At 39.1% G+C, this 13,991-nt stretch carries 13 protein-coding genes; 10 read left to right on the forward strand and 3 right to left on the reverse strand.

All coding sequences use genetic code 11. The annotated features are described in order from the left end of the window. Nucleotides 1–4 precede the first annotated feature (4 nt). Nucleotides 5–940: a cysteine synthase A gene (gene cysK, locus CDC37_RS01965; protein WP_096620244.1), complete on the reverse strand. Its 936-nt coding sequence runs from the start codon at nucleotides 938–940 to the stop codon at nucleotides 5–7. A 1,853-nt stretch (nucleotides 941–2,793) separates the two neighbouring features. Here cysK and CDC37_RS01970 point away from each other — a divergent pair. The 4 genes from CDC37_RS01970 to CDC37_RS01985 all read left to right on the forward strand — a co-directional run bounded on the left by CDC37_RS01970 (nucleotide 2,794) and on the right by CDC37_RS01985 (nucleotide 4,952). Beyond that, a complete protein-coding gene (locus CDC37_RS01970; RefSeq protein WP_096620245.1) occupies nucleotides 2,794–3,078 on the forward strand; it encodes a hypothetical protein in 285 nt (94 codons plus the stop codon). A 2-nt stretch (nucleotides 3,079–3,080) separates the two neighbouring features. Continuing rightward, a complete protein-coding gene (locus CDC37_RS01975) occupies nucleotides 3,081–3,392 on the forward strand; it encodes a hypothetical protein (RefSeq protein ID WP_096620246.1) in 312 nt (103 codons plus the stop codon). Nucleotides 3,393–3,893: 501 nt separating this feature from the next. Then, complete coding sequence (locus CDC37_RS01980) at nucleotides 3,894–4,229, forward strand: hypothetical protein (RefSeq protein WP_096620247.1); 336 nt, start codon at nucleotides 3,894–3,896, stop codon at nucleotides 4,227–4,229. Between the two features lie 354 nt (nucleotides 4,230–4,583). Then, entirely contained in the window at nucleotides 4,584–4,952 is a 369-nt protein-coding gene (locus CDC37_RS01985; RefSeq protein ID WP_096625821.1) for a hypothetical protein, read from the forward strand. A gap of 171 nt (nucleotides 4,953–5,123) precedes the next feature. On the opposite strand, the gene CDC37_RS01990 is transcribed toward CDC37_RS01985, so the two are convergent. Further along, a complete protein-coding gene (locus CDC37_RS01990; RefSeq protein ID WP_096620248.1) occupies nucleotides 5,124–5,663 on the reverse strand; it encodes an NADPH-dependent FMN reductase in 540 nt (179 codons plus the stop codon). Between the two features lie 190 nt (nucleotides 5,664–5,853). Here CDC37_RS01990 and CDC37_RS01995 point away from each other — a divergent pair, with 190 nt between their 5' ends. After that, nucleotides 5,854–6,420, forward strand: a complete 567-nt coding sequence (locus CDC37_RS01995; RefSeq protein WP_096620249.1) for a hypothetical protein — start codon at nucleotides 5,854–5,856, stop codon at nucleotides 6,418–6,420. Nucleotides 6,421–6,797: 377 nt separating this feature from the next. Next, nucleotides 6,798–7,550 (forward strand): DUF5995 family protein, encoded by a 753-nt coding sequence (locus CDC37_RS02000; protein ID WP_096620250.1) that lies wholly within the window; start codon nucleotides 6,798–6,800, stop codon nucleotides 7,548–7,550. Between the two features lie 1,394 nt (nucleotides 7,551–8,944). Here CDC37_RS02000 and CDC37_RS02005 read toward each other — a convergent pair. Further along, nucleotides 8,945–9,892 carry an NAD-dependent epimerase/dehydratase family protein gene (locus tag CDC37_RS02005; RefSeq protein ID WP_096620251.1) on the reverse strand — a complete coding sequence of 316 codons (948 nt, stop codon included), beginning with the start codon at nucleotides 9,890–9,892 and terminating at the stop codon, nucleotides 8,945–8,947. Nucleotides 9,893–10,623: 731 nt separating this feature from the next. On the opposite strand from CDC37_RS02005, the gene CDC37_RS02010 reads away from it, so the two are divergent. The 4 genes from CDC37_RS02010 (at nucleotide 10,624) to CDC37_RS02020 (ending at nucleotide 13,935) form a co-directional block, all read left to right on the forward strand. Beyond that, nucleotides 10,624–11,349 carry a GDSL-type esterase/lipase family protein gene (locus CDC37_RS02010; RefSeq protein ID WP_096620252.1) on the forward strand — a complete coding sequence of 242 codons (726 nt, stop codon included), beginning with the start codon at nucleotides 10,624–10,626 and terminating at the stop codon, nucleotides 11,347–11,349. Nucleotides 11,350–11,509: 160 nt separating this feature from the next. Then, entirely contained in the window at nucleotides 11,510–11,944 is a 435-nt protein-coding gene (locus CDC37_RS02015) for a hypothetical protein (RefSeq protein ID WP_096625823.1), read from the forward strand. Between the two features lie 216 nt (nucleotides 11,945–12,160). Then, on the forward strand, nucleotides 12,161–12,289 hold the full coding sequence (locus tag CDC37_RS25380) for a hypothetical protein (protein ID WP_255408882.1): 129 nt from the start codon (nucleotides 12,161–12,163) through the stop codon (nucleotides 12,287–12,289). A 929-nt stretch (nucleotides 12,290–13,218) separates the two neighbouring features. Further along, nucleotides 13,219–13,935, forward strand: a complete 717-nt coding sequence (locus CDC37_RS02020) for an acyltransferase (protein WP_231943192.1) — start codon at nucleotides 13,219–13,221, stop codon at nucleotides 13,933–13,935. Nucleotides 13,936–13,991 lie beyond the last annotated feature (56 nt).

The raw sequence follows: 13,991 nt of genomic DNA on the forward strand, positions 1-13,991 counted from the left end.
GATTTCACAAATCTTGAAACATCACCGTACTTAAATACCGTTCCCCAAAAGAAGGCTGAATCACCACAATTAACTTCCCAGCATTTTCTGGACGCTTACCAACTTGAATCGCCGCAGCCAAGTTAGCACCCGACGAAATACCCGACAATAAACCTTCCTCCCTAGCCAATTTTCTGCCATAGGCGATCGCGTCTTCATCACTAACCTGAATCACCTCATCCAACAAGTCAGTCCGCAACACATCAGGAATAAATCCAGCCCCAATCCCTTGAATTTTATGGGGTCCAGGACTCCCTCCAGAAATCACCGGACTTTGCACTGGTTCCACCGCTACAGCTTGAAAACTGGGTTTACGTTGTTTAAGCACCTCCGCAATACCCGTAATTGTCCCCCCCGTACCTACACCTGCGACGACAAAATCCACCTTCCCATCCGTATCAATCCAAATCTCCTCCGCAGTTGTTTGTCGATGAATTTGCGGATTCGCCGGGTTTTTAAACTGCTGTAACATATACCCATTAGGCATACTGGCAACAATCTCCTCAGCCCGCTTGATCGCCCCTTTCATCCCCTCACTTCCTGGAGTTAACTCCAACTTAGCACCATAAGCACGCAGCATTGCTCGACGTTCCATACTCATGGTTTCCGGCATTGTCAAAATAATCTCATATCCCCGAGCCGCAGCCACCATTGCCAAAGCAATCCCCGTATTACCCGAAGTCGGTTCCACCAATACGGTCTTTCCGGGTGCGATTAGACCCGCTTGTTCTGCAACTAACACCATATTTGCACCAATTCGGTCTTTCACCGAAGCCGCAGGATTCATCCCCTCCAATTTCAAGACAATTTCCGCCACACACCCCTGAGCTTGAGGAATCCGATTCAACCTTACCAATGGTGTTTTGCCAATCAATTCAGTCACATCACCCGCAATTCCCATGACCTTTACTCCTAATAAATCCCCAATTTACTACAAATAAAATGCCCGGAAAGAAAAATCTCTAGCAAAATCACAAATTCTTCAGCAAAAAGGTAAATTACGCTTTACACGGTCAAAAAGTCAAGCAGCAAAGCGGTAATAGAATAGCCTAAGACAAGGCTACACCTACGTAATCAATACCCCATACCCGCATTTCTCACAAAACCCTAAAACTCATGGGGAATAGGGAGTAGGGATAGTCCGTAGAAGAAGGAAAATCAATCCGTTACTCAAGGCTTATAACTTACTCGTGAGAAATTCAGGCATAGATCAATCTAGTACAGGTTAGCGGAAATAAACCGAATATTGAATTAGTCAGAACTTTTATCTAGTACAGGTTGGCGGAAATAAACCGAGTATTAAGTTAGTCACAACTTTTATCTAGTGACTATGCTCTGCGTGGTCACTCAGTCAGCGAGGGCTACTGCCTTCATTCACGAGGTAGGAGCTTCGTAGATTCCGCATCTATGCGGAGCATGGGTACGAGGAAAAAGGTAGGCGTATTTACGCCGCGTGGTACTAGTGACTATGCTCTGGGTGGTCACTCAGTCAGAGAAGGCTCTACCTTCATTCACAAGGTCGGAACCTTGTAGGTTCCGCACCTACGCAAAGCATGGGTGCGAGGGAAAAGGTAGGCATATTTACGCCGCGTGGTAATAGAAACTTGAAAAAATAGAACCACGCACTTTTTGTTTCTCCATGATTGAAACCAGGAGCTTGAGAACCAAACGAATTAATTACTAAATTATTAATTAATTTGTAATTACGTATGCGAAGCGTTGCCACAGGCTATTACAAATTACGAATTACGTAGCTTGCTTCCCGCGTAGCGGGTATTACAAATTACGTACGCGAAGCGTTGCCGCAGGCTATTACGTAGACGCGTAGCGGCTTGCCGTAGGCTATTACAAATTAGATCAACGCAGAAAGCAATCAAAACCTGAGTACCAAAAACTAGCACCCCTCCACAACATATCCCGTACCCCACCCTCAAAACACCCGCACCCTAACCCCAACAAATTTCTCAAACCCTTTCACCATCACCACATCAACACCACAAGTACCAACCTAATTAAATCAATAATTCTGATCCAGGCAAATAATCCTACCCCTAAACTACCCTTCTGATATAACAACTATAGGATTTACGCAGAGATTCCCCTCTACCCCCCCGTTACTGGGGGGGCTTCTTTTTAGGGCGTTGCTGAATACAAATATGAATTGAAAATTTGACGTTGTGTAGAGATGTAGGGTCGCTACGTCTCTAAGACGATTGTGGTTTCAATGCAAAATGTAAATAATCATAATTCATACCCAAATTCAGCAACGCCGTGTTTTTTCCCCACTCCCGACTCACTTTAAATTCAGAAAGAAAATCAAGGGGTTACTCAAGGCTCGTAACTGATTTGTCAGCAATCCAGGAAAAGGAATCTATCATACAGTTATTTATACAGTTATTGAAATTACTTAAATTCGTTCAGCCAGAACAAACTTAATCACTAATATATCCCATGATTATTATAGCTAGATAAAAAATGATTTCATCTGTCTTAAATTTATCTAGTCAAAATTATCTAATTTTGTCTGTTATCAAGAACTTTAAAAAAAATATCATTTACTGCCAAATTTCCAGAAATATTTTATCGATTATACGTAATTCAACAAAATTAATTACATACCTTATTTATCTGTTCCCTACTCCCAGTTTCCACGAATAAACTTATTTTTTTCAATCAGGGTAATCCAATTTAATAACTAGCCAACTTTAGTGGAACAGTCCCTAACTTCCCAATTACTTATTATCTCATTCCAAAATGAACCAAACTGACTCTCAAACCAACCCAGAAATCCCTCAAGAACGTCTCCATGAATACTTTGAACTAATTGATAAATTACTAACTTGTCCCAATGGACAAGAACCAGAAATTTTAGAAGCAAATAGCACACTATTAGATGCTGGTTTAATCCAAACCATGCTGAGAGTAAGTGCAATTTTTGCCCATGAAGGTAATTCAGACGGTGCAGAATTTCTCGTACATGTTGCTCGTGAATTATCCAAAGCACTAGGATTCTATCCAGACCTATCTGTCAAGGAGTAAAAATGCAACTTAGTGCAACAGAAGCTCAACAAATCGCCCTTGAATTTCTCTTGCAAGATTGGAATATTCCTGACGCAATTAGCGACTGGTTTGTAGTAATTAGTTCCCGACTCATGGGTCAGTATTGGTATATCGTTGAAATTGGTATCGCCGGACTACCAGACAGATGGTATATCCAGGTTTATGACACTGGTGAATGTGACCCCAATTACACTTTTGTCTCACCCATCAAAAGTACAGAGATTGATACTGACTTAGGTGAATTTCCAGCAATCATCGCCGAAGTTTTATCCTCAGAAAGGAATTCTCGCTGAGGATATAAAACTAAGTATATTTATATCTGACACGTCGATATATTTCTCTTTTAGTTTGTTGACAGTTGACGGGTGACAGTTCCTGTATTTCTCACGAGTTAACTGTCAGTCTTGAGTAATAGATTAGTTTTCTGTCTACTCCCTGGAAGTTTCAGGTATTTGTGAGACTTCCAGTTGAATTATCTCACCATGAATCTATCTCCATTGTGTTCTCAAAATGGAGATTTTTTTCACTTTTCACAAACTGAAACACTTTTTCCAGTTGTATATAACTATAATTTTCTCCTGATACAAAAAGATTTCTAACTTCTCAGCCAATTAATCAACTGAAAATATATAATTAATCCCTATATAACAGATTTTTAGAATCAAACTAAAAATCAATAAAACTCAATAAACATATTACAAAAAATCAAAAGTATTCGGGATAAATGTTAGTCGCTAAAATCTTATGTTATATTGATATTGTTATGTAATGTAAGCTACGATTACCTGTTCATTATGATAACAGAAGACTTATTGGCGAAAGAGTTTTCACGCATAATCAAGCAATACTACCCCTCTATGGGTGAATTGTTAGATGGGTGTTATGTAAAGGTCATTACATCCTATTGGGGAAGACCTCCAAAACGTTTACGATACGTGGGTATCTATTGTTCGGAGGAATTAATGCCAAAAATACAAGAAAAAAAAGAGTATTTGCGAGAAATTGCGGAAAACATGGGGCTAATGCAGGTTGTATTTTTGAATGCAACTAGACTTTTACGCGACCCAAAATCTCGACTCAAGCAAGCGGACCCTCGCTTGTGGTTAGAGTTACATTATGTGGCAGCATAATCAATTGCTTTAGAAGGTAAATAAACAGTATCGCTACAACCAGGAGAAGTACAATATTCAGGTGGCGTTGATAAATTAGTTAGATAAAAATAACTAATTTCCTGGTGCAAAAAATACAAAAAACTATTTTCTAAGACTTTATTATTTCTCATTCCTAATTCATAATTAAGTTGGCGATAAGTAATTATATATCTGGTTAGATTCATAGCGATATTAGTGGTCAATGCTAGTGCAAGCTAAATAATGAAAAAGCTGTTAGTTACTAGCTGGAGTTTTGGAGCGCTTTTAATTATTCCCTACTCCCCATTCCCCGCTCCCTACTCCCTCTACATCAAGCGAGAAAAACCTAAATCTATGAATAAAGCTTTTCTTCCACCCGATGATTTACCTCCCGTTCAACTAACACCCCATGATAAATTCATGCGTGTAGAATTTGAGCGTGGAATTGGACGATGTTTTTACCAAGCATGTGACCAAATTACACAAGCACTACTCTCCAATTGTCAGTGGTATGTCACCCTGAATGCAAATTTGGTGACACTCATTATTGACTGTCCAGATATTGTTGCCTATTGGCATATAGTTAGCAATATCCCCCAGTTGGGAAACCATCTTCAACGCATTTCCCCAGAAGCAAAAATACGTGTTTATCCTCCAACAGGAAAGGGTATGCCATTTGAAATTAGTGTCAATGAAATCTCAGCATATCGTGACTGGCTATAATTTTTACGCATTTAATCAAAATAATGTTATTTAGCCAGTCAGTTCCTTGGAGAAAGATAAAACACTGCGGTGGAAAGCTTGACCTAGATTCAGCTTTCCACATGGAAATCAAGATAGCTAACAAAGAATAGTCTGAATTTTATCTCAGCAGCGACCCGATTCTCTGACAAACTATTGTCGTAACTTTTGAGTGTTGTCCACTAAACTTTGGGCAAACTGATCAAAACGTTGGGAGAGTTTTTCGTCGAGCAATTTCCCATCTTGATCAAATGCTTTCCAAGCTTGTCCAATTGCGATTTGTTCGGGAATTACCCAACTGTGTACCCAGCGCATAATTACCCGCAAATCGTTGAGTGCATTACTGTTTGATTGTCCACCCAAGATACTAATCATCCCTGCAACCTTACCTGCAAGTTGATCAAAACTCATCAAATCTAAAGCATTTTTCAACACACCACTAATACTACCGTGATACTCCGGTGTCACCAGAATCAAACCATCCGCATCATGGAAAGCTTTTCTGAGTTTTTCCACATCTGGATAGTCGGGATATTCATCCCCTCCATCACAAAATGGTAAATTCATCTCCCGTAAGTCTAAAATTTCGACTTCTGCACCTAGTGCTGATACTCGCTGTGCTGCAAGACGCAATGCTACCTGGGAATAGGAATCAGTCCTCAAACTTCCAGCGATACCAACTATCTTCACCATATCTACGCTCCTAGCTAATCAAGAAAAATAAACTCATAACGACTATGAGTTAAGTATAACGAAAAAATCTGCAAATGGTTAAGTTATGTGAATCAACCGAAGTTTGCTTGAATTGTGAAGGGTTAGTGGCAATTATGGGGAGGATGTGTCATACTCCGTGCGTAGGAGTTGTAAATCAAATGCGATCGCAATGGAAGTACAAACCTCGTTCTTGTTATCGATCGGTTCCCTAACTGGATGGTTGTTTGGACATCAGAGCCTATCGGGAATGATGAATATTCTCGCTTGGGTGAGTAGTCATCCCCTATGGAGTGTTGTAATTGGATTGCTATCAATTGCCGTTGTTTGGAGTATAATTCGGGCAATTGTTCGCGGGATTGAATCTATTAGTGTTACTATTTTGCAAACACCTTTGAAATTAATTTGGCAAGGGATAAAGTTAATTTTTCAAGGATTAGGAAAGGGTGTATGGTTCGGTTGGAAAAAGTTGACAACAAAATCCTCAGAGGAAACAGAAACTTCTGGGGATAAAGAAGTTGATGGTACTGTAGAGACTGCGGTAAAGGTTGATGTTGTGCCGATACAATTGCAAACCCAACAGCGATTAGCGGAAATATCCATGCGCTTGGTACAGATTCAAAAGGAGCAAACAGAATTGTTAAAGGAAGCAGCCATGCTAATGGAAGGGAATCAGGTCGAGCATCATTTATTAACACCTTTAAATGGCAGTATTCAACCTCAAGATGTGAAAAATTAAATTCAAATTAGCGGGGAGTAGGGAGTAAGTAATTGGATGTAAATAATCTGTTTTTAGTTGTGCTTGAGCGCAATAGAGAGTGGTGGTAAAATTCATAATCAAGCCTTGCTACTGAGAGGATGTTTTGAAAGTGTCAATAAATACTTTATCAACCACTTCTGGAAGAGAGTAAATCGGCTCAAACGGTATATTTGTCGTAATAAACTACTCCCGATTCCCTCCTGCCTACTGCCGAAAAAATGAGAGGTAAAGTATTAAAATCGACCTTTAAAACATCCTCTGACTAAATCCGGAATAGGTTCGATTTATTTATTCCTTGAACTGCGACATATTTGTAACTAAATAGTGATTTTTGGGGTGCTTTATAGGTCAAAATAATGCGTGCAAATAGTATTGATGATGTGCTGATTTTTCTAGATGAAATAATTCATACAAGTAAAGCCGAACGTAGTCGTATCGGCTTTTTTGCAGCACTATATCGACAGGTAACGTTGAAAATACTTGCGGGGATGAATCATGGTTTTTTTGATGATAATCAACGCATGAACCATTTTAGTGCTGAGTTTGCCAATCGTTATTTTGATGCATTAATTGGTTATAGAGAGGGAGAATTTGTCACCAAAAGCTGGGAGATAGCCTTTACTGCTACCAATCAAACCGACGTGATTATTCTCCAACATCTTTTATTGGGTATTAATGCTCATATAAACTTAGATTTAGGTATAGTTGCGGCTCAAATTTGTCCAGGGGATAAATTAAAGGACTTTCAGCACGATTTTCAGGGAATTAATACTTTATTAATAGATATTTTAGAGGATGTTCAGGGTGTAGTTAATCAATTTTCGCCCTTATTAGATATATTAGATCGAGTTGGTGGTAGAAAAGATGAGGAAATCATCAAGTTTAGTTTTAAAAAAGCTCGCGCTCAAGCTTGGAAAGTTGCAGAGTATTTCGCAGTATTAAGTGCGGATGAACAAATCAAAAGGATTCAAGAATTGGATGAGAAAATTGCTTTTTTAGGACAAATAATTATCAGTCCAAGTCGGATAATTGATAAGGCTTTAGATTTAATTAAAATGCAGGAAGACGATGATGTGGTCAAAATTATTGATGGGTTAAATTTAGTCTAATTCGTAATATCCGCTACGCGGGAAGCAAGCTAAATAATTCGTAATGGTCTATGGTAAGAGGATGTTTATCAAGTATTAATTATCACTATTTTGACTATCGTCCAAACTCTGGACATGGGGTTATAAAGCTGATTTTTCCTTCGAGAGTACAAACGCGACATATCGCGTCTCTTCCCATTCCCAAAAACGATAATTCAAGTATTAAAATCGACTTTTAAAACATCCTCTTAAAAAACTGGCATTTTTAATTTTTTAGGTCTTGTGAAAAGCGGAATAGTTGGGTTAATTGAAAAATTTTAAGTTATTACTGTTGGGTTGCGATCGCATAATTGGGTTATGTAATCATCCTTAAATACACTGCATACCTACCTTTTCCCTCGCTCCCATGCTCCACGTGGGAGCAGGATCTGCGAGGTTCCTACCTCGTGAATGAAGGCAGTAGCCCTCACTGACTAAGTGACCACGCGGATCATGGTCACTAGATCAAAAGTTAATACTCGGTTTATTTCAGCCAACCAGCACTAGTATGTTGAGAATAAAATCGGTAAACCTGGAATCAGTCAGTTATTGAGTTTGTTCTCAACCAATTGAATGAGGTTACTTTGAACCTTAACTTTCAAAATCATTGATTCACAGGAATTGTAGCGTTTAAAATTAGTCGTAGCGAGCTTCGACCTAGGAGTATTCACGTTAATTAGGGTTTTCTTTATTTAAAAGCTTTTGTGAGTAGTCAAGCTATGTTTCTCTAAGTCATTCCCTACTGACATCCTAGTTGAGGTGATTTAGGTGTTAGCACTTCTCCCATCGAAACCGCTCAAAAAAATGTTCATCCTTCATACCTGGGATACTCTCCAAAACCGGGTGAACAATAAGGATATTTTCCCTAAAAGACTTGCGGTGAGGGACTTAGAGGCTGTGAAGTGATTATCATTATCACGGCAAGAAAATAATAAACCCTTGGAGCCATAACTTGATGTTAACAATAACCCCTATTTAAATCAACTCCTTTTCTGAATTTTTTGATTCCCCAAACTGCGATCGCGTGGTGAAGGTATGGAAATACATCAAATGTTTGTTCGGGTGAGATTGGGGATTTAATTTTACTAGAAGCACTGGAGCTAATAGATTATGGAGAGAATTTATACCAATTTGAAAAAGAATGCAACAGATGAATCGTGTAGAGATTCAGCATTACTACGTCTCATATTGAGTATGTGTTGCAAACATTTTTGGAATCGTTAATTAGTGGATATGAGTACAGGTTAACACGGCAACATTACAAGCGTCTCCAGATAGAAATGGATTAAAAGCGATCGCCTTGATAATTTTCTGATAAAGTCCTCTTGTGGAGGACTTTTGCAATTACACTCGATAATAGCGGGCAACTTGGTAAATCAATACAGCCTCTGAATCCACTCCCATTCTTGAGTTAAACCATCGCGTAGGGAAATCTGAGGTTGCCAACCAAGTAGTTTCTGGGCTTTACTAATATCTGCGGCTGTATGGCGTGCATCTCCCATTGCTTTGCCAATATGGTTACGTTGAATGGGTTGGCCGACAATTTCCTCCATAGTTTGCAAAACCTGGGAGAGAACCACCCGACTCCCACCACCGATATTAAAAATTTCCCCCACCGCATCCGGAGCATTAGCAGCAGCTAAATTAGCTGCAACAGCATCGCTGACAAAGGTAAAATCACGGGTTTGTTCGCCGTCACCGTAGATGGGAATGGCTTGGTTGTCCAAAACAGCTTTAAAGAATTTGTGGAAAGCCATATCAGGACGTTGGCGAGGTCCATAAACGGTAAAATAGCGGAGAGAGACAAAGGGAACACCGAAGTTTTTGTGATACAGCATACATAACCGTTCCGCCGCTAATTTAGTGATACCGTAGGGAGAAACCGGTGCTGGACAAATACCTTCGTGGGTGGGTAAGGTTTCCGCATCGCCATACACACTGGATGTGGAAGCAAATACGAACCGTTGCAGGTTTTTGGCATCTTTGGCGGCTTCGAGTATTACCTGAGTAGCGTTAATATTGCGTTCAGTATACATGCGAAAACCCTGTCCCCAGCTTGCACGTACCCCAGCTTGAGCAGCTTGGTGGTAGACTACATCCACATCGGCTAGCAACTTGTGCCAATCTAGGGTTTGGATTTCCGCTTCAATTAATTCAAACTGGGGGTGGTCTTGAAGATGGGCAATATTTTTGCGTTTGAGGTTGGTATCGTAGTAATCATTAAATTCATCAATTCCGATTACCTCATGTCCCTGCTGAAGTAAGGTATCGGTCAGATGGGAACCGATAAAACCACCTGCTCCGGTAACGATTTTTTTCGCCATAATTTTCGATGATTTTGAATTTTTGTCTGGTTTAAGTCAACATTCACAAGGTTAATCTGGATACTCCCCTCCATGCTACAGAAATTGTCACCAAATAGTTTTTAACCCATCACCCTGTGCTAAAACTTCAAGTTTTCTTCTTTCCCTACATCCATTGCTGACAAGTTAAGCTCATTAGTCTTTTGTCAATAAATAATAATGCTCAAAATATTCTCAAAATCTGGATGAATAGAATAAACATGATTTTGAAGGATGCGATCGCTAAATTTTCAATGCATGATTTATTCTGGTGCGGAAAACCCAGTGCAAAGGTAAATTTAATACTTTTTATTCACCTCACTTTTAAGGATAATTACGAGTTGACAAAACTAATTTCACCTTAACTTGTCACGAATGTCCTGCTTCTTCGACTCCAGAAAGCTTACCTTCACCCAGTATTTTTGGGGTTGATTGAGTGCTACTGGTTCATCCCATAGTTTCCGAGGGGTTCGTATAGTGGCTTGAGGGAGGAAAAAGTTTTAATATAGGGCGCTATACCCGCAGGGTTGTCGTAGACTAGCGCTACTACGTGACTTTAATTTACCCATCAACGATGAATGGGACAGAACACTACTTGCGATCGCCACTTGCCGAAAAATACCCAGTACATTTATAAAATCCCCATGAAGAATACCGATAATGGTATGCAAATGTATAGAATCTTGAAGATAATCTAAAATAAATTTTGAAATATGCACTTATTGGAAGCCTCTGCGAACATGGAGCATTTGTTAATCTCGAAGCAGCAACAGCCTTTAAAAATAGTTGTTTTGGGGGACAGCCTTGTATATGGATTTGGAGACCCAGAAGGTGGTGGTTGGGTAGAAAGATTGCGACGGGAATGGATGTGTCCACAGCGTCCAGGTCATATTTTATATAACTTGGGAGTACGGGGCGATCGCACTAGTCAAGTTGCTCAACGTCTAGAAACTGAGTTTCGTCATCGAGGAGAACTGCGCAATCGTGTCCCCGATTTGATTATTTTATCGGTTGGTGTCAACGATTCTGCACGGGTGGGACGTTTAGATGGTAAACCCTACACGGAATTAAGCCGATTTGAAACCCAGATTGGGGACTTACTTGACCATGCAAGTCAGCTGTGTCCCGTCTTATTTGTAGGTATGGTTCCCGTGAACGAAGAAAAAATGCCATTTCTCGATTGTTTATATTACAATCATGCCGACCAATACATATATAAGGAAATTACTCGTCAAGCATGTTGCGATCGCCGTATACCCTATTTGGATATTTTTCAACAATGGATGGCACATTCCCAGGATTGGATTAACGCACGTTTAAGCAATGATGGTTTACATCCAAACGCTCTGGGATATCAAACTTTGCTGAATGCTGTCAAAAATTGGGACGCAATTCCCACTCAATACTCCAGTAAAACCCTTTGTCAGGCTAGTATTTAACTATTAAAGCTTGTATAGATTGTAAGTATTGTGAGTAGGGAGTAGGGAGTAGTAGAAGATGGAGCTAGATGTACATAAGTAACGAGTGCGTAAGTTTTATCATCGTTTGCAAACAAGACGAAAAGTAATCCAAAATCCAAAATCCAAAATCCAAAATCAAATGACTCCAACATTATTTGGCCGTTGGCAAACACGTTTACTACTATTAGGAACAGTAGGAATCCTAATTTCCCTACCCTTTGCAATGGGTATTATCGGTCCTGGTGCAAACTCAGTTTATTACTGGATACTTGGATATGTCGCCATTTTTGGTTTAGCTTGGGATATATTGTATAACCAGATACAAAAATACCGATGGGATCGGGATTGGCCAGCAGCGTATCAGTTAATGGCTGGTATCTGGGAGATGGTTTTTGTGTTTTGCGGGGTCAAGCTATTCGGCTTTTTACCAATTCCGATTCCCAAAGAAGAATTAGACTCTTTGGCCTTTCTATCCCACTACAGTCTAGTTTGGTTAGGGGTATTTATCTGTTCCCAAAGTGTGATGCGAATCATTTTCCCCCGTTGGCGTTTTCGCGGAGGACAATGGCTATAAAAACAAAAATTTCATAAATTATTTGTATAGTTTTGGTAAATTAAGTAGTTTTGCGATATTATATCGGTAATATTAAATCACTACTCTTGATATATATTAATGTTTGAGTAGCGGTGATAGCCTAGAATACAAAAGTATTCTGAATCAATTATTGCCTAATTGTTCAATTTCATCGGAGTTGCTGGGTCATCTAGTCTTGTGGAATGGGTTTTACTAATGAAAGTAGCAGCACAACACGATAACTGGCTGCAACTAAGCCGTTACTTGAATCGGGGAAGATTATATTTGTTTGCCCCAATGGTGGATTTTAATGTAATGGCAGAAGTTGGAGACGCTCCCCCTTGATATTGGGTAAGGTTTGCCATTGAGTTCAGAAATATTTGCATAATTAAATTATCTAAACGGTATAGCTCTGGGGAAGTGTTTATAATAAGTTAAATTTTCAGGTGTCTTAGCTGCGCACCCTATATGCCTGTGGTGATTACAAGTGCGTGACAAGCGTTGAGTAATGAACAGATTTTTCTACTACTCCTAATTTCCCTAGTCGCTGAAAGTTGAAGGAGTTTGTGAGAAATACGGGCTGAATTTTTGATGAATAAATATCTTCCAAGTAATGGGAGTTATATTGTGTTCTGTATCCATGACTCGGTAGCTGATTCGAGCCTAGTTGGAAACGAAATTTGTTCCGAACTATTTAGTGATAGTCATGTCAGTATAGTATTTGTTTGGCTCTCATTTTTACTGACAGCTCGGCTTTTGTGTAAACTTGTCGTAAATTCGTCAAAAATAGTTAAATAACAGAATATTACTAGTTTTTAGATAACCCGAAGAAAACTGTTATGGTGAGGTTTGAGTAACTAATATCCAAAATTTATATATTTAACAGATGATGAATTTCAACCTGTTATTTTCACGGATTTAGTGCTAACTAGAGAAACCCATTAGCAGGTAATTAAGGAGGGAGATAAATAATTTTGAGATGGAAAACAAAAATTAATTTTTTCCATTCTTTCTTTTGATTCTCTGAGAAAATAATTGTATTACTTGTGTTGTCTAATTGCTCTAAAATTTGTTCCTTTTAAGACTAAGGGTAAATCAAAACAGATTTATTTGGATAATTCGCTGAAAATGCCTAAATATAATTCCTAGATATCTCTGTGTATTCGATTTCAAATCAAAAACTATCTGCCATTTGGATTAGGCATAAATCAAGATAAATAACTATCAATCCAAGACTTCAAAAGCCGATTTTAACAATAATCATGGGAAGACGTATGAATAAATTGAAACGATTTTATGAATTGCTAATCACAACTTTGTTTGGCGCTATCCCCACCCTATTTCTGGGACCCAAATTACGAAATGTAATCTATAGAACCATCTTTGCTCGTTTAGGTAAATCAGTGTATATCCAAGACGGAGTAGAACTGGTAAATGCATATTGCGCGGAAATCGGTGATGGTGTGCATATTTTTCGGGGAGTCCGATTCAATGCTGCTGGTGAGAACAATCATATTCGTTTGGAAAGTGGTGTGGCATTAGAAAGGAACGTTGATATTGGCTGTTTAGACCACACCAATATTACGATTAAGAAAGGCACATTTATCGGTTCCGATGTTTGTATCACAGGACCTGGTGATATCGTAATTGGGGAAAGATGTTTAATTGCTGCTCACTGTGGAATTTATGCAAACAACCATCGTTTTCACAATATAGAAGAACCTATAACTGTTCAGGGAATTAGTCGTAAAGGTATAGTAATTGAAGATGATTGTTGGTTAGGTCATGCTGTAACGGTATTAGATGGTGTCACCATTGGTAAAGGTAGTGTGATTGGTGCTGGTGCAGTTGTGACTAAGGATATTCCACCCTATTCGGTTGCAGTGGGTGTCCCAGCTAAAGTAATTAAAAATCGTCTTGTTGATGGTGAACCAAATCAGGGAATTAAATTTAGTGATTTGGTAAAGCAAAGTTTGACTACTTCTAATTAAATAGCTGATTGAGTTAGTTGTGTGAGTGATGATTCAAAGAGAATATTTAGCCATTT

The organism is Calothrix sp. NIES-3974 (assembly GCF_002368395.1).
GTDB lineage: Bacteria > Cyanobacteriota > Cyanobacteriia > Cyanobacteriales > Nostocaceae > NIES-3974.